Origin of the sequence: Paraburkholderia panacisoli, from assembly GCF_008369935.1 — a bacterium.
In the GTDB taxonomy this organism is placed as follows: domain Bacteria; phylum Pseudomonadota; class Gammaproteobacteria; order Burkholderiales; family Burkholderiaceae; genus Paraburkholderia; species Paraburkholderia panacisoli.
Genome location: NZ_VTUZ01000040.1, coordinates 26,066 through 52,025, shown reverse-complemented (window position 1 = coordinate 52,025; position 25,960 = coordinate 26,066). Strand labels below are relative to the sequence as shown.

Below are 25,960 nucleotides of genomic sequence, written 5' to 3'. Positions count from 1 at the left end.
GAAGGAGTCGAGTGATGGAACAGGTGCGCATTGTCGAAGTCGGTCCGCGTGACGGGCTGCAGAACGAGAAGCAGAACGTATCGACCGCGATCAAGCTGGAGCTGATCGAGCGTCTGACCGCGGCGGGCCTGCGCGATATCGAGGTCACCTCGTTCGTGTCGCCGAAGTGGGTCCCGCAGATGGCGGACCAGGCCGACGTGATGCGGGGATTGCGCCGCCGGCCCGGTGTGAACTATCAGGTGCTGACGCCGAACCTGAAGGGCTTCGAGGCCGCGGTGGCCGAAGGCGCGACCGAGGTGGCCGTGTTCGCGTCGGCATCGGAAGGGTTCTCGCAGAAGAACATCAACTGCTCGATCGACGAGTCGATCGAGCGCTTCGTGCCCGTGCTCGACGCCGCGAAACGCCAGGGCGTGAAGGTCAGGGGCTACGTGTCGTGCGTGATCGCGTGTCCGTATGACGGCGCGATTGCACCGCAGCAGGTCGCGCACGTGGCGGCACGCCTGCATGAGCTCGGCTGCTACGAGGTGTCGCTCGGCGACACGATCGGCGTCGGCACGCCGGGCTCGGTGCTGCCCATGCTCGAAGCGGTCGCGGCGCGGGTGCCCGTCGGCGCGCTGGCCGGGCACTACCACGATACGTACGGGATGGCGGCAGCCAACGTTCACGCGTCGTACGACTTCGGGCTCCGGGTGTTCGACAGCTCAGTCGCCGGGCTGGGCGGCTGTCCGTATGCGAAGGGGGCGACGGGCAACGTCGCGACCGAGGACGTCGTGTACCTGCTGCACGGACTCGGCGCCAGCACCGGCGTCGATCTGGATGCGCTGGTGGATTGCGGCGCGTGGATCTCGGCGCAACTCGGCCGCGACAACGGGTCGCGAGTGGGTCGGGCCGTCCTCGGCAGGCGTTCGTGATCCGGCCGCCCGTCGCTCGAATGGCGCCTGCCCGAGTCCGGGACGGCGATCCAGTGGCTGATCGTCAGCGACAACGCGCGTGCGCTGTCGTTGTCCGCCGCGCTTCGGGCCGCATCATGAGTCGCACGCGTCTTCTTCTCGCGGCGATCGCCACCTGGCTCGATGCTGTTGCCTTGCACGGCGATCCGGGCCGGCCTTCCTTATCTGGAGTTACTGCATGAACACCGTCGCCACCATTCCTTTGTCGGCCCTGACAAAGCCCGCCGTGCAGCCGGATGCGCGATGGCGCGTCGAAGACGTCGACGCGCTGTTTGCGTTGCCGCTGATGGATCTGCTGCATCGCGCGCAGCAGACGCACCGCGAGCATTTCGATCCGAACCAGATCCAGTTGTCGACGCTGCTGTCGATCAAGACCGGCGGTTGTGCGGAGGACTGTGGCTACTGTCCGCAGTCCGCGCATTTCGATACCGGCGTGAAAGCGGGCAAGCTGATGCCGGTCGCGGAAGTCGTCGAGGCCGCGCGGATCGCGCAGCACCAGGGGGCGACGCGCTTCTGCATGGGCGCCGCATGGCGCAGTCCGAAGCCGCGAGACATGGAGGCCGTGGCCGAAATGGTCCGGCAGGTGAAGGCGCTCGGACTGGAAACCTGCATGACGCTCGGTATGCTCGATGCGGAGCAGGCCGGCGCGTTGAAAGACGCCGGCCTCGACTACTACAACCACAACCTCGACACGTCGCCCGAATACTATGGCCGCATCGTCGGTACGCGGACCTACCAGGACCGGCTCGACACGCTGGCCCGCGTGCGCGGCGCCGGCATCCACGTGTGTTGCGGCGGGATCGTCGGCATGGGAGAAGGGCGCCTGCAGCGGGCGGGCCTGATCGCGCAGCTCGCGAATCTCGACCCTTACCCGGAGTCCGTACCGATCAACAGTCTAGTGCAGGTCGAAGGCACGCCGCTCGCCGGCATCGAGCCGCTCGATCCGCTCGAATTCGTGCGGACCATTGCGGTCGCGCGCATCACGATGCCGCGAGCGATGGTGCGGCTCTCTGCGGGGCGGGAGCAGATGGACGACGCGGTGCAGACCTTGTGCTTTCTCGCGGGCGCGAACTCGATCTTTTATGGCGACAGGCTGCTGACTACGAGCAATCCGCAGGCCGCGCGGGACCGTGCGCTGTTCGAGCGATTGGGCCTGCGCGTGCAGCGCGAAGGTGCGGTATGAGCGCGCAGCCTTTGCCGATCGGGGAGGCGTCGCCGTCCGGACGTCCGCTGCTCGACGATGACTTTCTGGAGAATCCTTATCCGGCGTACGAGACGTTGCGCGAGGCCGGACCGATCCACTGGAGCGACGCGTTCTTCGACGGCGCATGGCTGCTCACCCGGCACGAGGACGTCGAGGCGATGTTGCGCGACCCGCGCTTCTCGGCGCGCCGGACCGGCGGCTGGGTGATGAATAGCGGCGAAGGCGCGCGCAGCGAGCTCAAGGGGTTCCAGCAACTGTTCTCGCGCGCGATGCTGTTTCTCGACGCTCCTGATCACCCTCGCATCCGCCGCGTGCTGCATGCGGGTTTCCGGCCTGACGCGCTGCGCGCTTTGCGGCCGCATATCGAAGCACTGGTCGACGAATTGCTGGACGGCGTGGACGCCCGGCGCGGCTTCGACTTCATGCAGCGGCTCGCGCGGCCGCTGCCGGCACGGGTGATTGCAAAGCTAATGGGTGTGGACGGCGATTGCGACGGCCGTTTCGTCGACTGGTCGGACGGCCTCGCTGCATTCATTGGCGCGCCGCGGCCGACGCTGGAGCAGGCGCGGCGCGCGCAGGCCAGCCTGCTCGGGATGAGCCGCTACTTCGAGTCCTGCCTCGCGAGCGGCGGCGCGCAAGACGGTCTGATCGGGTGCCTCGCGCGCGCCGCGAGCGACGGGACGATTGCCGATCGCACCGAACTGATCGCGCAGTGCGCGATGCTCCTGTTCGCCGGGCACGAGACGACGCGTAATCTGCTCGGTAATGGGCTGTACCACCTGCTGGCCGAGCCCGGACTCTGGGGCGAACTGCGGCGCGAGCCACACCGGCTGACAGGCGCGGTGCGCGAACTGCTGCGCTTCGACAGTCCGGTCCAGTACACCGGGCGGCGCGTCGCGACCGACCTGGTGCTGCACGGACAGCCGCTGCGCCGGGGGGAACTGGTCCTCGGGCTGATTGGCGCGGCCAATCGGGATCCGCGTCGCTACGCGGATCCCGACCGGCTCGACATCGGGCGGCGCGCGTTCGCGCCGCTCTCGTTCGGCAGCGGTCCGCATGTCTGCATCGGGGCGGCGCTGACGATGATGGAAGCCGAGATCGTGTTCGGCCAGCTCATGCGCCGCTGGCCCGCGCTGGCCCTTTCGGAGCCCCGGCCTCGATGGAATCGCAATCCGGTCTACCGTGGGCTGGCGACGCTCCAGGTACATGTCCCCGCGCCAGCTCAAAGCTGGCACATTGGTTAGAGTCGCAAGCAGGATTGTCTGGCGCTCGCCCTGACTGAGCCCCGGGGAGATTTCGCGGGGGGCGTACCGACCCGCAGGCGCGAACGCCAGATGTGCGGCTTCACAGTTGGCCGCTCTCTCCCATTGCCGAGAAGATCATCTGCTAAGGATAGCTATGGATTAACCACGCAGATGATCCCCGTTCGTCAACTTGACAGAGCCCGCGCTCTGTCGATTCAAATCCCCGGTTACCGACCCAGCAATCTCGCAGCGTTCTCGCCGTACACCTTATTCATCTCAACACCGGGAATCTCGATGTCGTCGAGTACGGCGCCGAACTGCCGGATCGCGGCAGTCGGTGCGAACGGAAAGTCCGTTCCGAACAGGATGTGATCAGGCGTCGTAATTTGCGCGAGCGCGCTCAATGGCGCCGCTCCTCCCGAAAGGGCCGTGTCGAAATACAAGGATCTGACCGCCTCAAGCGGGTCACCCACGCGCTCGATTGCCCCAGGCATCATCGAAATGGAGAGAGCAAGACGGGGTACGAGGAAAGGCAACGTCCCCCCGGCGTGGGACAGAATGAACCGCACATTCTTGAACCGCGTTACCGCACCCGAAATAATCAGGCTCGCCGCGGTGCGCGTCGTCTCGAACGGATACTCCAGCACAGACGCCGGAGCGACGCGCGGTATCTCATGAGGCGGTTGATTCGGGTGAACGAAAACGACGGCGCCACGACGATCCAGTTCCTCCAGCAGCGGGGTGAAATGCGGATCCCCCAGATACATGCCGTCATAGTTCGTGAAGAGAATGAATCCGTCGACCTTCAGCTCGTCGAGGGCATAACTCACCTCGCGCAAGGCCGCGTCGATGTGTGGCAGCGGCAAGCTGGCAAAGGACCCAAACCGTCCGGGATGCCGGGCCCCGAGATCAGCTGCATAGTCATTGCATTTCCGGAGCAATGTCGCCGCATCCGGAATCGTCGGGCCCGACGAGATGGACAGAATGCCCTCGTCAATGCCATTTTCATCCATCATCGCGAGGGCCGCCTCAACGGACCACGTTGGGGCAACTCCATTCGGCATAGCGGCGTTCAGTATGTCGAGACCTACAGCGTCCACATACAGCTTGGGGAGGAAATGTTGGTGCGTGTCTATCTTTTGCGTCGACATGTCTATCGTCTCCTGATCTGGATTCCGGACTAGCAGCAGGGCAGGTCGCTCTGCCCATCGTTTCGTTCTGTTTCACTATACACTAAATTTTACGAATGAAAAGTATAGTGAGGGAAGCTTCGCGACAATTCGACAGTGCCGTGTACAGGAACGGTCTTTCACGGACTTTCGCAAACTGCTTCATTCCAACCCCATACGTGTAGGCCTTCCAGCCACTCTCGGTGGTTGAGCGGCCGGCATTTCCCCCGTTTGTGCGGGGCGTTCCATAGGGGATAGCACTAGCCCAACAAAGCTGTACGATCGGAAAGTTATCGAGTAGTCTAAAGCTGTACGGTCGGTAAAGTTAAAAGAAAATTTGCTTCATTCACAAACGGCAATGCCCGGATGTATCGTCAGAGGAGACTGAACATGAAGAGGCTATCGTGCGGCGTCGCTGTGTTATGTGCAGCGTCGGCGTCCGCGTACGCGCAGAGCAGCGTAACCTTGTATGGGATCATCGATGAAGGCATCACGTACACCAGCAATCAGAAGGGCCACTCAAACTGGCAGCTTCAGAGCGGTGGAGCCTCAATATCGCGATGGGGATTTCGCGGGGTGGAGGATCTGGGCGGTGGTCTGAAGACCATCTTCGTTCTGGAGAGTGGCTTTGACCCGTCGACAGGTAACCTCGGCAACAACGGCGCGCTTTTTGGTCGATCCGCGTACGTGGGCATCGCAAGTCGATACGGAACGGTGACATTTGGACGCCAATACGACGAGATGGCCAATCTACTGTCAAAAACCAACGCCGGCCTGAACTGGTCGGTTTATCTGGCCCACCTCAACGACGTTGACAATGCCGCCGGCGTCAACCGTATTAACAATGCCGTCCGGTACGCCAGCCCCGTTATTGCGGGATTCACTGCCGAAGGACTCTATAGCTTTGGTGGAGTGGCGGGGCAGTTCTCCACCAACAGCGTGAAGTCGTTTGGTCTGAGTTACGCCAACGGGCCGCTGTATGCTGCTGCCGCCTATACCTACATCAAGGATCCACTCGCCTCTGTGTTCGGCGGCGTCGTCCCGAACGCAATCGCATTCTCAGCTTATGTACCCCATGCGCAAAGCCAGCAAATCTGGGGTACGGGTGCCCAATACAATTTTGGCAAGGCAACACTCGGACTTCAGTACACGTCCACGCGATTCGGAAATGCCTTCGAAGGAGCGGATGTTCGCTTCGATAACTATGAAGCAAATCTGGGCTACCAGATCCGGCCGGACGTTTTTGCTGGCGTCGTGTACATCTACACCCACGGGAAGCTCGACGCAACGGACCAGTCTCCAATCTATCGTGCGGTTGGTCTCTTTTCAGACTACATCTTGTCCAAACGGACAGACATTTACCTGGTTGCCCAGTTGCAGAAGGCGGGCGGTTCTGCAACGCAATCGCAGATTACAAACATCTCGGCCCCATCGAGTGGAGCGACACAAACCATCGTGCACATTGGGCTGCGTCACAAGTTCTAATCCCCAGCCTGCTTTAGGTGGAATCGGCGGACGACGCCTCGCCTTGCGCCTGACCGTGCGTGCGCGTGTGCACGAAGGCCCAGGCCAGCGCAAAGGCCATTACAGCCACCATGGCCCCAGCAGCCGCCTGCGGTAGCGGTCTTCGCTGAATTTCTTTTGGAGAAACTGGGCGAAGCGATGACCAACCCCGCACAGAACCATGCCAGTGATAAGTTCGTCGCCTCACCCTGGACGGGCGAAGCGTGCTTTGGCAGAAGAGCTCGCGAAATCACGCTACGGTCTTTGCGCGACCCGGCACGCGCGGCTGCTTCACGGTACGGCTCGGACGCGGCTCAACCGTCGCCGACCGGCTCGGGCGACTCTCTCGATGAAAGATGAGGTCCTCAACCGTTTGCCAGTATGTCTCTACCACCTTGGGATCCGACGAGGAGATATTGGCGGTTGCCTGCATCTCAGGACCGAAGCCTGAAAGGGTTGACGTCAGGCTGATCAACAAATAATGGAAGATGATGGGCTCGCATTGGGGCAATGCGCCTTCTTCCTGTGCAGCACGAATCTGCGGCAGCAGCCAGTTAAGCAAGGGCTTGAGCACCGTATCTGCGAGCCATTGCAGCCTCGGGCTATAGCTCAGGAATTCCTGAAGCATGAAGCGATGGAACTCGGGATAGTCGACCGTGAATTTAAACAGGGCCTTGTACATCCCTTTCACGTGGTCTGCGGCGCTGACAGCGGGCGTCTCCGCCAGATAGGCGTCCCACTCGTGACGAATATGTTCGAAGACGTATTCGGCTACCGCCTGCCAAAGAACGTCTTTCGAACGGTAGTGGTAGGTGATGAGCGGGTGCTGCAATCCGACCCGGTCCGCGATACTGCGTATGCTCGCAGCCTCGAAGCCCTTCGCGGCGAACTCCGAAAGCGCGGCATTCAGGATGGCGGAACGCGTCTCCTGCGCACGTTGCTGCTCCGCACGCCGAAGCTCTGTCGGACGTCCCTTTCGGGCAGTGTTCTTGCTGGAAACTGTACGTTGCGCCATATGCTTTCTCGAATAGGAATTTAGTTGCCGGACCGCACTCTCGCAGGGGGCCGGCATGACGGTGGCGTTCGATGCCGCTTTCGGCTGCCGGTCTTACGTGCCGCGCCGTGAGAGCAATCGCAAAAACTGTACGAAAGTATAATACATTGGATCCCGCGTTCTGCTTACTCCTCGGGCGGCCACGGGCGTGTTTCCCAACCTCTCTTCGCTGTCAGTCTTTCGCACAGACGTCGCGCTTTTAAATTTAACGATGGTAAAATATAATGACATCGTGGGCGCGGGAGCTCCCGAATGACGCACCAGGTCCAAGTGATGTGTTAACAAAATGCCGAATTGACGTGCCAGCGCAGTGTCGTCCTGGTGGGGCATGCACCTGAACGGATCTCAGTTCTTCCACCAGAACACTGTGAACACAAGGATCGCCAAATGCAGAGAAACATCACCTTGACCTCCCGTGAAGATCTCGCGGTCATCACTTTGGGGAACGAAGCGCAGGCAAACGCGATCGACCTGCAGGTCTGCACTGATCTATTGAATGCGCTCGCCGACATCGAGGCGGATGGCAGGTACCGCGCGGTCGTTCTGCGATCCACCGGGCGCATATTTTCAGCCGGTGGGAATCTCGTTCAGATTCTCGAAGGGCTGCAAAGATCCGACGGCTTTCTCGAAGCCCTGATCAGTCTGCTCAACGACCTGATTCTGAAGTTGCGGCGACTGCCGATACCCGTGATTGCGAGCGTGCAGGGGCTGCGGCAGGTGCAGGTTTTTCGCTGGTTATGGCGTGCGACCTGGTTGTCGTCTCACGTGAGGCTCAATTTGTCGTCGGGTACGGCAAGCTGGGCACCTCGACCGACGGGGGACTTTCCTTCCATCTGGCGCGGCGCTTAGGGGCGGCACGCGCCCTCGAAATTCTGCTGGCGAGGGATTCGCTGAATGCGGAAGAAGCGAGCTCGTTGGGGCTGGTGCAGGCCGTTGTCGATCCAGCTTCGCTGGAAGAAGCTACATTCGCATTGGCGCGACGTGTAATGGACGTGCCGCCGGCTGCTGTCAGCGAGATGAAAGCACTCGTCGGCAACGCATCGGAGTTTGGGCTCGAACAACATCTTGAGAACGAAAAGCAGGCGTTTTTGAGGTGTGCCTCGACGCAAGCGTTTAGTCAGCGAGTCGCCGGATTCGTCGGACGATCGAATTCACAAAGAAAATCGCCGACCTGAATTCTGCAGGGAGCACGGGATTGACCACCAGGCCAATTCCCAATACAAGTCGCTTTTTCCAGAAATGACTTTGCCAGGGTCGCCCTGTCTGGCGCGCTTGGGGTGCGCTGCCTGAATACCGTCACCGCGCAGATGAAATGCACGTCTGCAACCCCCACCGGTATCGCAACTGCCGGTCTTCTTCACCCATCTCCTTGACCATTCCAGGCACGCCTCACGCGGCGGCGGTCCGTTCGTAAGACGACGCCCCATAGGGATAGTCCCAGTCTCACAATCCTGTACGAGTGGAAAGTTTTTAACTAGAATAAATCTGCACGATCGGAAAATATAAAGTTTGGCGACGCGCGCGCAGATGACGTCTGTCGCAAGTACGTCAGTGGCGCTTTGTGATGATTTGAGGCGACGACGTCACTTTCACATTGGTCGCCTTCGGGAGAGTGAACTGGACACGTTTGATACGACACTTCGGACGCGCTTCATTGCGGTAGCAAGCTGAAGTGAACCCTGCCTCGCACGCTTCAAGGACAATTAATGGAACGCATAGACTACGTTCATCGCGACATACGCGGATTCTTCAATGATCTTCCGATAGGGAAAAAACAGTGGGTGGTGTTTATCCTTTGCTTTGCGGCGACCACCACCGAGGGATTCGATACGATTGTCATGGCGTTCATCGCACCTGCCGTCAGTCACGAGTGGCACCTTCCTCCCGCAGCCCTTGCACCATTGGTGGCGATCGGGTTGTTTGGGCTGCTGCTCGGGTCAATATTCGGCGGAGCGATGGCCGATCGGGTAGGGCGTAAGGTGGTGACCATCGCGGCAATCGCATGGTTTGGTATTGCGGCGATCGCTTCCAGCGAGGCGCAATCGGTAGTGCAACTCGTTTTGTTTCGTTTTGTCACCGGTCTCGGCATTGGCGCCGCCATGCCTGCAACTTCAGCGTTTGCCGCTGAATATAGCCCCGATCGTTCGCGTGCCGCGATGCTCGCCACCATCATGTGTGGAATTCTGTTCGGCTCCGCGGCCGCTGGCTTTGTCACCTCTTTCGGAATAGGTGTGCTGGGCTGGAGAGGAATGCTGGCTCTGAGTGGCGTCCTGCCGCTCTGCGTCGCGAGTCTATTCGTCTGGCAAGTACCCGAATCGCCGCTCTACCTGGTGGCGAGCGGTAAGTCCAACGAAGCTGTCCGGCGGGTCTTGACCAGAGTCTTCCCGGCGGTTGATTGTTCCGGTTTGTATTTCGTCATTGGGGCGCCAGGCGGTTCGAAGAAAGGAAGCCTGGGGCTCGTAGGAAAGGATTATCGGCTCGGCACAGTGCTCACCTGGATTACGGAATTTGCCGGGTATCTGGTCTTCTTTCTCGTTGGATACTGGTTGCCGACACATTTGAAGCAGACCGGCCTGTCCATGCATGAAGCTTCCCAGGTGTCGTCAATGTTCCAGTTCGGCGCGCTTGCCGGCGCGGTGCTCTTCGTGTTCCTGGTGCGTCGCATAAACGTTGCCACGGTCATTTGCGGCTCCTTTGCCGTAGGGGCGTTGCTCGTCGTCGTACTGGGCCTGTCCGAAGCGACATCATGGCTCGTGGGAATAATCTTCCTCGCCGGATTGGCTACCGGCGGCCCGCTAACCTGCATCAACACCATTCCGGGCATCTTTTATCCAACGGCGCTGCGTGCATCCGGTGCAGGATGGACAGTTGCAGTTGGGCGGGTTGGTTCAATCATTGGCTCATCGTTGATTGGCCTGATAGTCATTTCGGGCTACCCCTTTGTGCTCGTATGCGCTGCGTTGTCAATACCGCTCGTGATAGCTAGCCTCTGCATGGCGGTGATGGCGCGTATTCTCTCGGCGCAGCGCCGGCTGGCAAACGAACAACTCGAAGCGATCAGCCTGGCGCCGCCTGATAGCGCGCTGCCGGACAGCCCTGTGCATTGATAACGCTGAATCCCCGGCGCGCCCATTATCAAGCGCGCCGGGTTGCCAATACCGCGTCATAAGGAAGACGTAGTAGCAACGACACGAGCATTGCCAACGACGTGCTCGAGTTCCTGCTAACAGGTATTGCTCGCCTTGCATACTTTACGGACGTGAAGTATAGTGATTTGCAGAAGTCGTATTGTCGTGGGACATCGCCGAAGGGCAGACGCGAAGTCCGACTTCCAAATATCTGGGCCGCCTTCGAATTCGTCAGCGGCCGCCTGTTGAAGCCGAACGTACCTATGTATCTGGAGGAGACATGATTGAAGAACGCGACGTCTACGTAACGATGCGGGACGGCACTCGTCTCGCCGTCGACGTCTATCGACCCGAGGGGAGCGGGAAGTATCCGGTACTCTACGCTTCCGCTTTGCATAACAAGGATCTTCAGGGTCCGGACATTGCCGACGTGTTGCCTCCGCAACCCGCGCACGCTCCGCTGTGGTTTGGGCCGGTGGAAGCGGGTGACACCCGGCGCTTTGTGGCGAACGGCTATGTGCACGTGATCGCGCAGCCGCGGGGTTCGGCCAAGTCCGAAGGTCACTATGGCGAAGAAAACACCGACCACTACGACATGATCGAGTGGATCACTCAACAGCCCTGGTCGGACGGGAAAGTCGGAATGGTCGGCATCTCGGGGTTCGCAGGCGAGCAATGGCGCGCGGCCGCACAAGGGCATCCGGCGCTCAAGGCGATCTTTCCCTACGACGCATGCAGCGCCTACGGCGGCATGTTCGGGTTTCGCGATTTCAATCCTGGCGGCGTCATTCACACGTTCCCGTATCTGCTTGACGTTTTCAGCACGGTGCATGAGTCGCGTAATGTGCCCGGACCGCTGCCGGATGAGCAGGAAGCGCTCTGGCGCGAGGCCATGCGCAATCCAGACTACAAGATGTACATCAACCTCTACAACATTCTGACGCAGAAGGGTCAGCGTACGTGGGTGATGTATCACATCATGACGAACCCCTGGGAGCCAGACGGGGCCGTCGAGCGGAGCGAAGAGGTCTTCAAGAAGATCAAGGTGCCGTTCTATACGGGCTCCGGTGCTTATGCATACACCTACAAGCTGCATTGGCTGGGCGCGCAGCACTATTTCGCAAACGTCAAGCAACCGCGCAAGCTGGTCTTTACCGGTCCGGCACACCTGGAACGTCCGTTCCACCAGTACCACGACGAAGTCATCCGCTGGTACGACTACTGGCTCAAGGGTGTCGACACCGGCATCATGGACGAGCCCCCGGTCCGTTACTGGGTCATGGGCGCCAACGAATGGCGCACGGGCACCGACTGGCCTCTGCCCGAGACGCAATGGGCCAGGTATTACCTTGGTGGCTGGGAGCGGCTTTCCACGGAAGAGCCGCGACCCGCGGCGGAAGTAGGCGATGCGTGGCGCGAGCCGGATGTCTTCACCCAGATGCCGCTCAAGAAGACAAGCAAGGTCGAGCGCCTGCGCTATATGACGGAGCCGCTTGCGCACGATGTCCTGGTGGCCGGTCCAATCTCGCTCACGCTCTATGCAGAGATCGACCAGCCGGACACGAACTGGATCGTCGTACTCAAGGACGTGGGCCCGGACGTGTCGGTCGTTACCGCGCGCGTCGGCGAACGCAACGTTCCCGATACTTTGCCCGAACGTGAGCTGACTCGCGGTTGGTTGAAGGCGTCGTACAGGGCATTGGATGCGGACCGCTCCAAGCCTGGGGAACCGTTCCACAAGCTCACGAAGGATTCAATCAAGCCGGTTACGCCGGGCGAGATCGTCAAATACGAGATCCAAATACTTGCGACAGCCAACCAGTTCAAGGCTGGCCATCGCATCTGCGTCGAGATTTGCAGTCTCGACGTGCCGACCGGAACCGGCGCGATGACCGACGTCGAATACATTCCGTATCACGTATCCAGTAGCAATACGGTGACTCACAAGATTTACCGCGACGCTGACCGGCCATCACATTTGCTGCTCCCCATCATTCCACTGAATGATTCGTCATCCTGAGTTATAGAACTTTGAAGGGCGTCATGCGCGCCCGGTGAATTTGACCGACAACATGAGGTAAGCAAATGAAGAGCATTCGTTTTGAGCGTCGCGGGAAGGAAGGACATATCGTGCTGGCAAATCCGCCCTACAACCGGCTTGACGCGCGGTTTGCCCAATGCCTCCGGGATGCGGTTCACGAGGCAAGCGAAAGCGATATCCGGGTTCTCGTCGTGCGTGCAGAAGGGCCGCATTTCAGCCTCGGCGGGGAGGTTCGCGAATGGCCGGGCAAGGACCTGAACTGGTTCCGCACGTTCGTCGCGGAGGTCAATACGTCGTATCGCGCCATCGAGGCCTTGCGTGTGCCGACCGTGGCAGTCGTGCAGGGGCTGGCATTCGGTGGCGGACTGGAGCTCGCTCTCGCCTGCGACTTCATCGTGGCCGCGTCGAATGCCGTGTTCCGATGCGTCGAGGTTACCACCGCCATGCTGCCCATCGCGGGTGCACTTCAGCGGCTGGCCGAGCGCGTGGGGCGTAGCCGTGCTTCACGTTTTGCGATGCTGGGCGAACCGATTCCGGGAAGCCTTGCCGGGGAGCTTGGGATTGCCACCCACGTGGCAGAACCGGATCAGCTCGAAAGCGTCGCCCAGGCACTGGTGACGCGGCTCGCGGACGGCCCGACGCTGTCGTTTGCGGCGACGCGCACCCTGCTCAAGACGTGGTCGAGTGGCGGTGTGACAGGTGCAGATGCGGCAATGCTCGATATCACCATGGGTTTGTACGTCACGGAAGACGCCATCCGTGGCTTCGCCAACACGGCCGAAGCGTTCGACCGCGACGAGGAGCCTGGCGAGTTGGTGTTTTACGGCAAATAGCGCGGCGGCGGCTGCAGCAGACGTATGACCCTGGTTCAGCGCACACCTGAACCGTGATTCATAGCAGCGTTGGAGAATGGATTTATGCAAACCTTACCCGGTCCCCTTGCGCCTATCGCACCAGCCGACGGCATTGCCTATGTGCGCGGTGCCGCGAATGTTCCGTTGACCGAAGCCACGATCGGCGAGTTTCTGAGGGAGACGGCGCTACGTTTTCCGGACCGGCCAGCCGTGGTGTTCCGCGACCAGGGCGTGCGCTGGACATGGAAAGAATTTGACGAGCGGGTCGATCGGCTTGCCGCGGGTCTGTTGTCCCTGGGCATAGCAAAGGGTGACCGCGTCGGGATCTGGTCGCCCAATCGATTCGAATGGCTGCTCACGCAGTTCGCCACGGCACGTATCGGGGCAGTGCTGGTCAACATCAACCCCGCCTACCGGGTTTCGGAACTCGAGTATGCCTTGCGCAAGGTGGGGTGCAAAGCGCTCGTGACGGCCGAGCAATTCAGGAAATCGAACTACATCTCGATGCTCCTCGACATCGCGCCGGAACTTGCGACGCAGCGTGCCGGCGAGCTGCAATGTGCACGCCTGCCAGAGCTTCGCACCGTGATATCTGTCGGGGACCCCGGCGTACAGGGGATATTGCCGTTTTCTGTCGTGATGCTGGAGGGCGAGGCGATGCTTCGCGCCGAAGGACCAACGACGGTGGTGCTGTCTGCTCACGACCCAATCAATATCCAGTTCACGAGTGGCACGACGGGAAACCCGAAGGGCGCCACGCTGACGCATCGAAACATCGTCAATAACGGGCGCTTCGTTGCGATGGCGATGAATCTTTCTGAAGTTGATTCGCTCTGCATCCCCGTTCCGCTTTACCACTGCTTTGGGATGGTGCTCGGCGTGCTGGCATGCGTATCGGTCGGCGCACAGATGGTCTTCCCGGGCGAAGGGTTCGATGCAGGCGCGACCCTCGCGGCGATCGCTGAAGAACGCTGTACGGCGCTTCACGGGGTGCCGACGATGTTCATCGCGGAACTCGAACATCCGGAATTCTCGACGTTCGACCTGAGCAGTTTGCGCACGGGCATCATGGCGGGTTCACCGTGTCCGGTAGAGACCATGATCCAGGTTGTCGCGAAGATGCACATGCGGGAGGTCACCATTGGGTATGGCATGACGGAGACCAGCCCGATATCGTTTCAGAGCGCAACGACCGACCCGCTCGATAAGCGCACGACCACCGTCGGGCGGATTCAACCTCACCTCGAAGTGAAGATCGTCGATACCTTGGGCAATACGGTTCCCGTTGGTGCAACTGGAGAACTCTGCACAAAAGGATACTCCGTGATGCTGGGGTACTGGGACGACAACGAAAAGACCCGTGAAAGCATCGTTGATGGATGGATGCGGACGGGAGACCTGGCAACCATCGACGCCGACGGCTATTGCAATATCGTCGGCCGGCTCAAGGACATGGTGATTCGCGGCGGCGAGAACATTTACCCTCGCGAGATCGAAGAGTACCTCTTCAGGCACCCCAAAATTCAGAATGTGCAGGTGTTCGGCGTGCCGGACGAAAAGAACGGCGAGGAACTATGTGCGTGGATCGTGCTTCGGCAAGGAGAGTATGCGACCGAGGAAGACATCCGGGAGTTTTGCCAGGGACAAATCGCGCACTACAAGATACCCAGGTATGTTCGCTTCGTCGACGATATGCCGTTGACCGTTACGGGGAAGGTTCAGAAATTCGTGATGCGAGAGGAGATGATTCGATCGATGAGTTTGAGCGAGAAAAAGACAGCGTGAGATTGATGTGAAAGCCGGCTTGACAAGCATAACGCGCGATACTGGTTCTCTATTTAATTAGGCATCCGCATCAAATATCTGAATGCATTGGGTGACAGAATTTGATATCAGGAGAAATCGACATGGCAGAAATCACTACAGATGTACTCATCGTTGGGACCGGGCCCGCAGGCTCCGCTTGTGCAGCGCTGCTTTCCACCTACGGTGTCGAGAACATGGTCGTCAACACGTACCGCTGGCTGGCCAATACGCCGCGGGCGCATATTACGAACCAGCGGACGATGGAGGTCCTGCGTGACCTCGGAAAGGAAGTAGAGCAGGAGGCTTACCTGCACGCCACCAGTGATGATCTCATGGGCGGAACGGTATTCTGCGAAAGTCTGACGGGCGAGGAAATCGGCCGCGCGCCGAGCTGGGGCTTGCATCCCACGTCGCGAGGGGAGCGCCGCCTGGCGAGCCCGACCAGAGTGAACGATTTGCCGCAGACATTCATGGAGCCGCTGTTGTTCAAGACGGCTTGCTCGCGCGGCACTGAGGCGCGGATGAGCACGGAATACGTGAGCCACACGCAGACGGATGCCGGCGTGATCACGGTATGCCGTGACCGATTGAGCGGTGAGGAGTTCACGGTCAAATCGAAGTATCTGGTCGGCGCAGACGGCGGGAACTCCCAGGTGGCGAAGAATGCGGGGCTGCCTTTCGAGGGGAAGATGGGTGTGCGCGGCTCGATGAACATCTGGTTCCGCGCCGATCTCACGGAGCTTGTCGCGCATCGGCCCGCGGTGCTTTACCCGATCATGCAACCCGGTGCGGAAGTCGGCGGCATCGGAATGGGTCTGATCCGGATGGTGCGGCCGTGGAATGAGTGGTTGATCGTCTGGGGCTATGACATCAACGACCCGGCTCCGGTCATCGACGAAGCCAAGGCCACGGAGATCGCGCGTCAGCTGGTCGGCAAACCGGATCTCGAGATCAAGCTGCTAGGGGCGAATACGTGGACGGTCAACAACATGTACGCCACGCGCATGCAGGACGGGCGGGTTTTCTGCATGGGAGACGCTACTCACCGGCACCCGCCATCGGGCGGTCTGGGTTCCAACACTTCCATTCAGGATGCGTTCAATCTCGCCTGGAAACTCGCCGCAGTGATCAACGGGAAAGCGGGTGAAGCGCTTCTCGATAGCTATACGTTGGAGCGCGCGCCAATTGCAAAGCAGATCGTCACGCGCGCCAATCAGTCGATTGCAGAATTCGCGCCGCTTTATGAGGCGCTTGGAATTGCGGAAACGACGGATGCGAAGGTCATGCAGGCCAACATGCATGCTCGCAGCCTGTCGACCGCGGCTGCGGAAAAGCAGCGAGAGGAAATTCGCGAAGCGTTGGCGTTCAAGAAGTATGAACTGGACGCCCACGGGGTCGAAATGAATCAACGCTATCACTCGGGCGCGATTGTGACCGACGGTCAGGAGGAACCGGTCTTCGAGCGCGATTCAGAGCTGCATTACCAGCCGACGACGTGGCCGGGCGCTCGCTTGCCCCACGCCTGGGTGTTCGACAAAAAGGGACGGCAGCACTCGACGCTTGACCTCGCTGGGCATGGACGGTTCACTGTTTTCACCGGACTCGGAGGTGAGGCATGGGTTGAGGCGGCTGCACATGTCGGCGAGGAACTTGGCGTCGAAATCGATGTGCGCGTCATTGGCCCGCGACAGTCGTATGCGGATCACGCCGGCGAGTGGGCGAGCGTGAAGGGGATCAGCGACTTCGGCTGTCTGCTGATCCGCCCGGATCACCATGTGGCCTGGCGCAGCTTTGAAGGGGTGGCCGATCCGGCTGCCGAACTTCGCCGCGTCATGCAGACCGTACTCGCAAAATAGGCGCTGTCGGCCGCGTCTTACCCCAGGGCGGTCGCGGCGTCCAAGGGGTATGACGCGCAATAGCAGGAGAGAACGGTGAAGGAGTGGATACCACGGACACCAGGTGGGACCGATGGTACTCCCCAGCGGGCACGTCATCATGAAACAGAACTCTGCCGCTAAAAATGCCGTCCGGACGCGCCAGCCGGCGGAGCTGAAGCGTGCTGGGCAGCAGAGGGCCCAGGAAACCCGTTCGGCAATTCTGGACGCCGCGTTGGTTGAATTCGCGTCCAGGCGTTTCGATGCTGCAAGCATTCGCAGCATTGCAGACCGGTTGGGTGTGCAGCATCCGCTCATCACATACCATTTCCGATCCAAGGAGATTCTGTGGCAGGCCGTTGCAGAGCACGTATTCGAGCGTGTCCGTAGTGAACGCGATGCCAATCTGTCGGGCTCGGATTCGGCAAGTGCAGTCGAACGGGTCAAACTGGCCTATCGGGCGCTATTCCGCTTCAGTGTGGAGTACCCTGAGTTACATCGCTTCATGCTTCAGGAAGAGCTAGGCTACAGTTCAAGGCTGCAATGGATCGCGGATACGATTCTCAAACCACTGATTGCGTGGCTCCTGCCGCAAATTCGCGCCGCTCAGAACGAGCATGCTTTGCCGGCAGTCGAGCCTATCATTTTTCACTATATGTTAGTCAGTCTGACGTCGACGCTATCGGGCTTTGGCCCTGAGATATCGGCGACGAGCAATCTCTCTGCGTCCGACCCGGCGTTGGTCGATGCATGCTGGCGCACAATCGAGCAGCTTGTCTTTAAGCCATCACAGGCGTCCAGGGCGCCGGCGGGAGGGTGAATACTTTGAGCTTCACGGCTTTGGTGCGCTCCCTTCGTATGCGCGCTGAAGCAAGGCACGAATCGCATTACGTTCCAGCGGCCGCGGATTCCAGTATGCATTGCTGCACGCGAGGTCGGCGGCGTGGTCCAACTGGTCTTCGCGCATGCCGATGTCTTTCAACGCGATCGGCGCGCCGTTTGCACGCGCGAGTTCGAATAGACCCTGTGCGGCACTCTCATGTCCCACTGCTTTCGCGACGCGTTTCATGGCGTCGGGCGCAGCCTCGGCGTTGTAAGCCAGTGCATGCGGGAGCACGATCGTATGAGTCGGAGCATGCGGCAGATCGAAGCTGCCGCCAAGCGTATGGCAAAGCTTGTGATGCAGCGCCATACCGACGCTTCCGAGAACGGCGCCGCATAGCCAGGAACCGTACAAGGCGTCGGCACGCGCAGACGGGTCGTTCGGATTGGCGACGATCTCGGGCAGGCTGCGCGCGAGCGCTGTGATGCCTTCTTCCGCCATCAGGCTCGTAAGCGGATTCGCGTCACGCGAATATAAGCCTTCTGCCGCGTGTGCAATAGCGTTGATCCCGCTTGTTACCGACATGCCAACGGGCAGGGTGAGTGTCAGCTCTGGGTCGTAGATCACGGTTTTGGGCATGACGCGAATATCGGTTCCAGTCCGCTTGAGGCCTGCGTCCGTCAGCCCGTATATCGGTGTCATTTCGCTGCCGGCATAAGTGGTGGGCAGGGCCAGAATGGGCAGGCTCGACTCGAGCGCGATTGCTTTGGCGAGCCCAATAGCTGACCCGCCACCGGCAGCGACGATGCAATCGGCGCCCAACGAGGCAGCGACCGTTCGTGCTTCGGCAGCGAGTTCGAGTGGCACGTGCATGGCGGCGCGATCGAAAAGACCCGCTGAGCGGCTTCCCAGCTGCTGCGCCACCGATGCGCCGAGTGCGTGCTGTTCCGGACTGCAGAGAACCAACGCGCGCTGTGCGCCGAGCGCCAGCAGTTCGCGCTCCAGATGCACGCGTGATCCATTACCAAATACGACACGCGTTGCGCGACCGTTGTAGACAAAATCGCAAGGGGGCACGGTGGACCTCGTGGAAGGAGGGGATTTGCTGTTGACGGACTCGTCGAGAGCCCTTGATCAAGACCAGGCTTTCAGGCGCGGGGCAGTTTGAAACGCCGGATCACGATGCGGCGCCGACAGGATTAAGGACGAACTCATAGTCGAGCGTGTAAAACGGCGTGTCCATCAACGTACCGTCCGGTGCCACGCCTGCCGGGTGCTCAATCCAGTCAGCCACCAGGGTCGAGCGCACGCCGAACACGGCGTCCGAGTCGAGGTACTTGTCCCCGTTACGGAAGATATGTGTGATCAGAGGTTCGTACCCGGCCGCGTTGATCCAGAAATGCAGGTGTGCGGGCCGCCAGGGATGTCGTCCGAGCGCTTCGAGCATCCGCCCAACCGGGCCGTCATGAGGAATTGGATATGCCTCGGCGAGAATCGAGCGAAAGTGAAAGCGTCCATCAGCAAGCGTGCGCAGGCGACCGCGGCCTTGATGCTTCACTTCGGCTTGCTGCTTGGCAGCATACTGTACGTCGTAGTTGCCATCTTCGTCCGATTGCCAGACTTCGAGCGTCGCATTCGGCACCGCTTCTCCATGAAGACCGCGAACGTGGCCCGTGACAAAGCACGGCAGGCCTGCTGCGCCATTGGAAATGTCTTCGCCGTTCTCATAATCGGGTGACCCTTCGACGAAGAATGGCCCGAGCACTGTGGTCTCGGTGCATGTGGGAGGCTTACTGTTGTTTTGCGTCGTGGTCAGCATCGACAGGCCGAGGGTATCCGATAAAAGGATGAACTCCTGGCGTTTGTCATCAGTGATGTGGCCGACTTCGGTAAGAAAATTGATTGCGTACGTCCACTCGCTCTCGGTCAGCTTGACTTCACGTGCGAAGGAATGCAGATGTTGGACGAGACTGATCATGACCGTATGCAGCCTGTCATTCTTGCAGCCAGACATTGCCGCAAGCACTGCTTGCGTGATGGTGTCCTCGCTGATATTGCGCATTACTGTCTCCGGAATTGTGCTTGCTGAATGCGCCACCGAAAGGTGGTCATGTCAGGACTCTAGCGATGTTCCAGAAGAAAAAATATGCGCTATAGTGAAAACAAATTTCCATTCAGTGGAAAAATCATCGCATGGACCGCTATACGCAAATGGAGTTCTTTGCGCTGACAGCCGAACTCGGCAGTCTGTCCAAAGCTGCAGAACGCCTGGGCATTTCAAATGCAGCGGCGAGCCGGATGCTGAGCGCGCTCGAGGATCGTTTAGGAACACGTCTGGTCGAGCGTACTACGCGTCGATTGTGGCTCACGGACGCAGGACGCGAGTATCAACAGCGTTGCGTGTCGATTCTCGCGGAGATCGCGGAAGCCGATTCCGCTGTCAGTGATATGGCGCGGCAACCGAGGGGAGTGCTGCGTGTAACGAGCTCGGTCTCGTTTGCTGTCTTGCATATTGCCCCGTGGCTGCCGGAATTCAGGCAGCGCTATCCTGAACTGTCCGTGCAGATTACGGCGGCGAATCGTTATCCGAATTTCATCGAAGCGGGCATCGATTGCGCGATTCGCACGCGCGAACACGAGGGAGACTCGGGCATAACCGTCCGACGATTGGCGCACACGCGCCGCGTGCTGGCCGCGTCCCCGGCGTATCTCGCCAGGCATGGCGTGCCGGAGACGCCCGACGACATCGCAAGCCAGAGCGTGCTCGTTTACAGCTACGCGGCAAACCCCTTTCTGCTCGAATTCAAGCGAGGCCGGGAGCGGCGCAGCATTGCAATCAACGCGGTGCTGGAGTCGAACGAAGGACAAGTCATCTGCGCGGCGGCGCGGGCCGGGCTGGGAATCGTGGTTCAGCCGCTCTACATCGTGCACGACGATATCGTCGCCGGACGACTGGTTCCTTTGCTGGGCGACTGGGAATTGCCACCGCTGACAATCAATCTCGCCTATCAGAGTCGACGAAACCAGCCTGCGAAGATTCGGGTATTTGCCGATGCGTTGACCGAGCACGTCAGGAAGCTAGACCTGGAGAATCGCTGGAACGCGGTGCCCAAAAGTGCCCTTGCTGTACGAACCGCGCAGAGAACCCAGGTTCGCTGATTCCGGATAGCTCAACAGCGTGCTTTGCGGATTTCTGATGCGATTTTTCCGCAAGGTGGAAATCAATTTTTCCGCAGGCGCATTTTTCTTGCCCAAGAACAGACGTATCGTAAACTCAAAATTTGGCGATTGGAAAGTATAAAGAGGTGGGATGGCTGGTAAAGAAATGCTGCAGCGTCGACTGCGGCTTCGTTTTGAATCCACTTCGTGAGATACAGCAATGATCAGGCACATTGTGATGTGGCGTGTTGCAGGAGAGACTGCGAGCGCGCGCCGCGAGACGGCCAGACGCGTCAAACAGGAGTTCGAGAGCCTTCGAGGCTTGATTCCGGGTTTGCTGGAGATCGATGTTGGGCTTGATATCAGTGAAGTCGACTATGCGTGCGACGTTGTTCTCGTGGCCGATTTTGAATCACGCGCTGCCCTTGAAGACTATGCGAACCACCCGGAACATCTTCGGGTTCGCGAAGCACTTGCCGGCATGCGAGAGACGCGTCACCAGGTTGATTACGATGCACGCTAACCGCGCTGCCGTGACTACTGTGCGAGCACTTTAAAACACTAGGGTGGAACCAATGAGGATGACATATAAAGCGGCATTGTGGGCGATAGCGGGTTGTCTCTCGACGGTTGTTCTTGCCCAGGGACCGACATCGGGCCCGGCTGCGCAAAGCGGCGCCACAACAACCGGTCAAGCGTCCCAACCCGGCGGGTCGAAGAAAACCGACCGCGCCGCGAACCGCGCATTTGCGAAGAAAGTGCACCAGGCGCTGAATAAGACGAAGGGCCTGGCGGGGACAGATATTGCGGTATTTGCGAACGCACAAACGGGGGAGGTGATCCTGAGCGGCTTTATTGATACCCCAGACCAGGAGCAGATCGCAACAGACGCTGCCAGCAAGGTGCAGGGTGTCACGTCGGTTAGCAGCAAAATCGTGCAGCGGCCCCAGCTCTAGTTCAAGCAATTACACGACGCACCGCGCCGGCTCATCAACGGCCGCGGTATAAGTCTTCATTGAATGCTCCAAATCCTGCAACGAGTGCGTCCAGCAGCTGTTGGGCAGCCGGAACCATGGCTCGGCGCGTGGCGAAGATCGCGTGCACGAGGCCTGGCGCCGTAGCCAGATAGGGCAGCAGATGCCTTAGCCGCCAGCCTGAATGTCGTCCCCGACAAGTTCCCGATGCAGCAAGGCCAGGCCGACGCCTTGCATCGCTGCGATCAGTGATCTGGCTCACCGGTGAGTTTCAATGGAATTTCATTTTTCTACCATGAGCAATGATGCGTTGTAATTCAGGAGATAGGCGGACGATCGTTGCGCATATAGCATTCCGTCACGGCCTGAATCACGGGTATCGGTGGCCGCCCATGGGCGATGTTCAGGTGATGAGCAGGCACTGGTATCCGCCACACTGAGTTCAACAGGGGCGACGTACCACTCAATCTCTATCAGATCTGGTGGGTGCCTCGCGTGGCCGGCGGCGAACCCCGGTGGGACATGAAGCCGTTTCCCAAGGGCGATCGCTCCGGACGCTTCGTGGTGCTTGCGAGCGGCTTCGCCAGAGACGAGGGCGCGATTCTTATTCGCGCGAATGCGCGCCTGCTCGGCCCAACGCTAAAGGCAGGCAAGCGCATCTGGCAGGCGTTGAGTCCGTCGCTTTGTGCCTACCCAGTGGTGGCATCAGGACGAATCGAAGTCGACGGCGAACCCATGCGTCCGCTGGACGCTGCCGCGATCACGAAGGTGCCGGCGGTTGAAACAACCGCGCACGAAGATTCCGAGCTGGTGATGGTGGGCACCGGCCAGGTGTAATTTTCATAGTCCACCTACGTAAGTCAATTTCAGGAGGTCTTCATGGATCGTTACAAGTTTCTTCCACTGTTGGGTCGTATCATGATCGGAGCACCGTTCGTCATGAGCGGGCTGGGCAAACTCGGCGCATACGCCGCGACGGTCGGCTATATCGCGGCTATGGGTCTGCCTGTACCGCCGCTCGCGTACATTGCCGCCGTCGCCGTCGAACTGGGCGGCGGCTTGCTGTTGCTGTCGGGATACCGTGCCCGCTACGTGTCGCTCGCGATGGCGGTGTTCTGTCTCGCCACGGCGGCTTTCTTCCACCACAATTTCGCCGACCAGAATCAGATGATTCACTTCCTGAAGAACGTGATGATGGCGGGCGGCCTCCTGCAGATCACCTACTTTGGTGCCGGTGCGTTCAGCTTCGACGCGCGCGCCGGGCGGGCGGCCTCGCGTGCTGCGCCTCTGAGTGCGAGCTAGGAAGACTGATCCGTCGAGGCGAACGCTTGCCTGAACGGGTGGGTGATCGTCTCGTCTGGCTCGTTCGTCTGTCGCAGCATCGCTATCCTCAAACGGAGATCCACCGTGTCGAACAGGCTCGCGGGAAAGGTGTGCATCATCACGGGAACAGGCGGGAGCATGGGGCGCGAGGCCGCGCTGACGTTTGCGCAAGAAGGTGCGCTCGTGGTCGGCTGCGGCTTGTATGCCGACGATGCGCATGCCACTGTCGATGCGGTTCGCGCCGCCGGCGGCACGATGGTGTCCCTGCATCCGTGCGATCTGACGAAACCCGCCGACTGTGGGGCACTCGTCGACCTCGCTGTGCGGACATTTGGCCGTATCGACGTCCTTTTCAATAACGCCGCGATGGCGTACTTCAACTGGATCGAGGACATCTCGGACGACGAATGGGACCGCAATCGTCGCGAAGAGGTCGATCTGGTGTTCTACCTCACGCGGGCCGCATGGCCGCATCTGAAAGCAAGTCGCGGCGTGATTGTGAACACGGCTTCCCTGACCGCACTCATGAGCTTCAAGAACCTTGGCTCGCTTGCCCACACCACCGCCAAGGCGGGGATTATCGGCATGACGCGACAGTTGGCGATGGAAGGGCGGGACCATGGGATTCGCGCCAATTCGATTTCGCCCGGGGTGATTGAAACCAACCAGACGCGAGAGCAACTGAAAAATCCGGAGTGGGCCGGCTACATGCTTGGCAAGACGCTCCTCGGTCGACTTGGACGGCCCGAGGAAGTGGCGAACGTCGCTCTTTTTCTGGCCTCCGATGATAGTTCGTACGTGACTGGCGTGGACATCGTCGTCGACGGCGGAATGAAGGTCTGGTAATCGCCCGGTGAGGGCTCGATCGCGGGGCAATTCGTCCTCGGGAAGTGATCTCGGAGAATGTTATGAAAGCCGTTGGATATCGAGTAAAGGGCGGTCTCGAGGTTTTGACCGATATCGAACTCCCCACGCCTGAACCCGGCCCGCGTGATCTTCTGGTTGCGGTGAAGGCGGTGTCGGTGAATCCGGTCGATGTGAAGCGCCGTCGCTGGGAGGATCCCGCTGACGGCGAGGATTACAGGGTATTGGGCTATGACGCGGCGGGCATTGTTGAAGCGGTCGGAAGCGAGGTCACCCTGTTCAAGCCCGGTGATGAGGTCTTCTATGCGGGCGCGATGGACCGGCCCGGGACCAACTCGGAGTTTCACCTCGTCGATGAACGGATCGTTGGGCCCAAGCCCAACTCATTATCGTTTGCCGAAGCGGCAGCGTTGCCGCTTACCTCTATTACGGCGTGGGAGATGCTCTTCGACCGCATGAAGCTGCGATACGGCTCCCGAACGCCAGGCGGTACGCTGCTCGTGCTGAACGGCGCCGGTGGAGTCGGATCCATGACGATTCAACTGGCGACGCGCTTGACCGGGCTTACCGTCATCGCCACGGCATCCCGTCCCGAAACGGTCGAGTGGGTTCGCAAGCTCGGTGCCCCGCACGTTGCCGATCACAGCAAGCCGCTGGACGAAGCAATCAGGACTATCGGCTTCAATGGCGTCGACTATGTCGCGGCCATCACGTCAACGCGGGGAAGCGTACCCGACATCGCCCGTGCGATGAATCCTCAGGGTCATATTGTGCTGATCGATAACTTCGACGAGAGCATCGCACCCTTCAAGGCGAAGAGCATCACGATCTCGTGGGAAATGATGTTCACCCGGTCCTTGTTCCAGACGGCGGATATGGAGGCGCAACATCGCCTGCTGGGCGAGGTGTCGGCGCTAGTCGATGCGGGCGTGCTGAGAACAACTCTCACACACGCGAGCGGTCCCATCAACGCAGAGAATCTCCGCAGGGCCCACGAAAGGGTCGAGACCGGCAGGGCTATCGGAAAGACCGTGCTGGAGGGTTTTTAGCAAATGACCCGCTGCTCGTGCTACCGGCAGCGAAGCGGCGGCTTGCGCCCAGGACTGGCGGACCTACGAGTCCATCAATCGGGGTTCCGTGCTGTCCCACTGCGGAGCGAGGCCGGGTGGATTGACAATTCTGCTGTTCGGCCTGGCAAGCGCATGGATTGCGTCCATGTCCGCAGCCTTCACTTCGAAATCGAAGATAGCGAGGTTCTCTGGCAAACGCTCGATCCTCGATGTTCTGGACAGCGCCACCACTCCATCCTGTTGAACGAGCCAGCGAAGAACGATCTGTGCAATGGTTTTCCCGTAGCGGGCGGCCATCTCTTTCAAGACTGGGTCCGCCAAAACCTGTCCGACCGCCATGCCGCAATAGCCGGTGACTGCGAGTCCTGCCTTGAGCGTGCTGTCGATGAGCAAAGACTGATTCAGATACGGGTGATACTCGAACTGATTGGTCACCAGCGGAATCGCCGAGAGCCGGATAGCGTCTGCCATGAGCGCCCGGTTGTAATTGCTGACGCCGATGTGACGCACCTTGCCGGCTCTGGCCACCGCATTCAATGCGCCGATTTGTTCGGGCAACGGAATATCTGAGCCGGGCCAGTGAAGCAGAAGGAGATCGATATAGTCTGACTTCAGCTTTCGGAGACTCTCGTCGACAGAAAGCGCGAAGCGGGCAGGATGGTAGTTGCTGACCCAGACCTTGGTCGTGATGAACACCTCCGCCCTCGGGATGCCGGACGCGGCGATACAGTCGCCGACTTCAGCCTCGTTTCCGTAAACTTGTGCGGTGTCGATATGACGGAACCCGGCACGAAGTGCAGCGGGTAGAACCCGATGCACTTCGTGCGGACTCATTCCATAGGTGCCGTAACCCAAAGCGGGAATGGCGGCATCACCTGCCTGGACGACGTTTTGCATACTGTGGTTGTGTAGAGAGGTTG

22 protein-coding genes and 1 pseudogene are annotated in these 25,960 nt (G+C 59.9%); 18 read left to right on the top strand and 5 right to left on the bottom strand.

Features of this window, described 5'->3' with window-relative positions:
- Positions 1 to 14 precede the first annotated feature (14 nt).
- From FVF58_RS38655 to FVF58_RS38645, 3 genes are all read left to right on the top strand, one after another.
- On the top strand, positions 15 to 911 hold the full coding sequence (locus tag FVF58_RS38655) for a hydroxymethylglutaryl-CoA lyase (protein WP_149674938.1): 897 nt from the start codon (positions 15 to 17) through the stop codon (positions 909 to 911).
- 217 nt (positions 912 to 1,128) lie between these two features.
- Positions 1,129 to 2,133 (top strand): biotin synthase BioB, encoded by a 1,005-nt coding sequence (gene bioB / locus FVF58_RS38650; RefSeq protein ID WP_149674937.1) that lies wholly within the window; start codon positions 1,129 to 1,131, stop codon positions 2,131 to 2,133.
- Positions 2,130 to 3,398: a cytochrome P450 gene (locus tag FVF58_RS38645; protein ID WP_149674936.1), complete on the top strand. Its 1,269-nt coding sequence runs from the start codon at positions 2,130 to 2,132 to the stop codon at positions 3,396 to 3,398. Before bioB ends, FVF58_RS38645 begins: the two co-directional genes overlap by 4 nt.
- Positions 3,399 to 3,625: 227 nt before the next feature.
- Here FVF58_RS38645 and FVF58_RS38640 read toward each other — a convergent pair whose 3' ends face one another.
- On the bottom strand, positions 3,626 to 4,549 hold the full coding sequence (locus FVF58_RS38640) for an amidohydrolase family protein (protein ID WP_149674935.1): 924 nt from the start codon (positions 4,547 to 4,549) through the stop codon (positions 3,626 to 3,628).
- Positions 4,550 to 4,957: 408 nt separating this feature from the next.
- On the opposite strand from FVF58_RS38640, the gene FVF58_RS38635 reads away from it, so the two are divergent.
- On the top strand, positions 4,958 to 6,052 hold the full coding sequence (locus tag FVF58_RS38635; RefSeq protein ID WP_188131069.1) for a porin: 1,095 nt from the start codon (positions 4,958 to 4,960) through the stop codon (positions 6,050 to 6,052).
- A gap of 268 nt (positions 6,053 to 6,320) precedes the next feature.
- Here FVF58_RS38635 and FVF58_RS38630 read toward each other — a convergent pair whose 3' ends face one another.
- Positions 6,321 to 7,085, bottom strand: a complete 765-nt coding sequence (locus FVF58_RS38630) for a TetR/AcrR family transcriptional regulator (protein WP_188131068.1) — start codon at positions 7,083 to 7,085, stop codon at positions 6,321 to 6,323.
- 426 nt (positions 7,086 to 7,511) lie between these two features.
- Here FVF58_RS38630 and FVF58_RS54955 point away from each other — a divergent pair.
- From FVF58_RS54955 to FVF58_RS38590, 7 genes and pseudogenes are all read left to right on the top strand, one after another.
- Positions 7,512 to 8,299: pseudogene (locus tag FVF58_RS54955) on the top strand (enoyl-CoA hydratase/isomerase family protein).
- A 531-nt stretch (positions 8,300 to 8,830) separates the two neighbouring features.
- On the top strand, positions 8,831 to 10,231 hold the full coding sequence (locus FVF58_RS38615; protein ID WP_149674930.1) for an MFS transporter: 1,401 nt from the start codon (positions 8,831 to 8,833) through the stop codon (positions 10,229 to 10,231).
- Positions 10,232 to 10,532: 301 nt separating this feature from the next.
- On the top strand, positions 10,533 to 12,272 hold the full coding sequence (locus FVF58_RS38610; RefSeq protein ID WP_149674929.1) for a CocE/NonD family hydrolase: 1,740 nt from the start codon (positions 10,533 to 10,535) through the stop codon (positions 12,270 to 12,272).
- 65 nt (positions 12,273 to 12,337) lie between these two features.
- Positions 12,338 to 13,126: an enoyl-CoA hydratase/isomerase family protein gene (locus FVF58_RS38605; RefSeq protein ID WP_149674928.1), complete on the top strand. Its 789-nt coding sequence runs from the start codon at positions 12,338 to 12,340 to the stop codon at positions 13,124 to 13,126.
- Positions 13,127 to 13,210: 84 nt separating this feature from the next.
- Positions 13,211 to 14,932: an AMP-binding protein gene (locus FVF58_RS38600; protein ID WP_149674927.1), complete on the top strand. Its 1,722-nt coding sequence runs from the start codon at positions 13,211 to 13,213 to the stop codon at positions 14,930 to 14,932.
- A gap of 122 nt (positions 14,933 to 15,054) precedes the next feature.
- A complete protein-coding gene (locus FVF58_RS38595) occupies positions 15,055 to 16,809 on the top strand; it encodes an FAD-dependent oxidoreductase (protein ID WP_149674926.1) in 1,755 nt (584 codons plus the stop codon).
- A 139-nt stretch (positions 16,810 to 16,948) separates the two neighbouring features.
- Positions 16,949 to 17,647, top strand: a complete 699-nt coding sequence (locus FVF58_RS38590; RefSeq protein ID WP_188131066.1) for a TetR/AcrR family transcriptional regulator — start codon at positions 16,949 to 16,951, stop codon at positions 17,645 to 17,647.
- A 12-nt stretch (positions 17,648 to 17,659) separates the two neighbouring features.
- Here the strand turns inward: FVF58_RS38590 and FVF58_RS38585 are convergent, their stop codons facing one another.
- Both FVF58_RS38585 and FVF58_RS38580 read right to left on the bottom strand, forming a co-directional pair.
- Positions 17,660 to 18,727: a maleylacetate reductase gene (locus tag FVF58_RS38585; RefSeq protein WP_149674924.1), complete on the bottom strand. Its 1,068-nt coding sequence runs from the start codon at positions 18,725 to 18,727 to the stop codon at positions 17,660 to 17,662.
- A 100-nt stretch (positions 18,728 to 18,827) separates the two neighbouring features.
- The gene (locus FVF58_RS38580; protein WP_149674923.1) at positions 18,828 to 19,712 is read right to left on the bottom strand and encodes an intradiol ring-cleavage dioxygenase; all 885 of its coding nucleotides are present in this window, start codon (positions 19,710 to 19,712) and stop codon (positions 18,828 to 18,830) included.
- Positions 19,713 to 19,843: 131 nt separating this feature from the next.
- Between FVF58_RS38580 and FVF58_RS38575 the strand changes: the two genes are divergently transcribed.
- The 7 genes from FVF58_RS38575 (at position 19,844) to FVF58_RS38545 (ending at position 25,019) form a co-directional block, all read left to right on the top strand.
- Entirely contained in the window at positions 19,844 to 20,809 is a 966-nt protein-coding gene (locus FVF58_RS38575) for a LysR family transcriptional regulator (RefSeq protein ID WP_149674922.1), read from the top strand.
- Between the two features lie 220 nt (positions 20,810 to 21,029).
- Positions 21,030 to 21,332 (top strand): Dabb family protein, encoded by a 303-nt coding sequence (locus FVF58_RS38570; RefSeq protein ID WP_149674921.1) that lies wholly within the window; start codon positions 21,030 to 21,032, stop codon positions 21,330 to 21,332.
- A 58-nt stretch (positions 21,333 to 21,390) separates the two neighbouring features.
- The gene (locus tag FVF58_RS38565) at positions 21,391 to 21,765 is read left to right on the top strand and encodes a BON domain-containing protein (protein ID WP_246217384.1); all 375 of its coding nucleotides are present in this window, start codon (positions 21,391 to 21,393) and stop codon (positions 21,763 to 21,765) included.
- A gap of 513 nt (positions 21,766 to 22,278) precedes the next feature.
- Positions 22,279 to 22,620 (top strand): pirin family protein, encoded by a 342-nt coding sequence (locus FVF58_RS53400; protein ID WP_246217383.1) that lies wholly within the window; start codon positions 22,279 to 22,281, stop codon positions 22,618 to 22,620.
- 42 nt (positions 22,621 to 22,662) lie between these two features.
- The gene (locus tag FVF58_RS38555) at positions 22,663 to 23,085 is read left to right on the top strand and encodes a DoxX family protein (RefSeq protein WP_149674919.1); all 423 of its coding nucleotides are present in this window, start codon (positions 22,663 to 22,665) and stop codon (positions 23,083 to 23,085) included.
- A gap of 105 nt (positions 23,086 to 23,190) precedes the next feature.
- Positions 23,191 to 23,952, top strand: coding sequence for an SDR family NAD(P)-dependent oxidoreductase (locus tag FVF58_RS38550; protein ID WP_149674918.1), 762 nt, complete (start codon positions 23,191 to 23,193; stop codon positions 23,950 to 23,952).
- A 62-nt stretch (positions 23,953 to 24,014) separates the two neighbouring features.
- The gene (locus FVF58_RS38545; protein ID WP_149674917.1) at positions 24,015 to 25,019 is read left to right on the top strand and encodes a zinc-binding alcohol dehydrogenase family protein; all 1,005 of its coding nucleotides are present in this window, start codon (positions 24,015 to 24,017) and stop codon (positions 25,017 to 25,019) included.
- 63 nt (positions 25,020 to 25,082) lie between these two features.
- Here the strand turns inward: FVF58_RS38545 and FVF58_RS38540 are convergent, their stop codons facing one another.
- On the bottom strand, positions 25,083 to 25,937 hold the full coding sequence (locus FVF58_RS38540; RefSeq protein WP_149674916.1) for an aldo/keto reductase: 855 nt from the start codon (positions 25,935 to 25,937) through the stop codon (positions 25,083 to 25,085).
- Positions 25,938 to 25,960 lie beyond the last annotated feature (23 nt).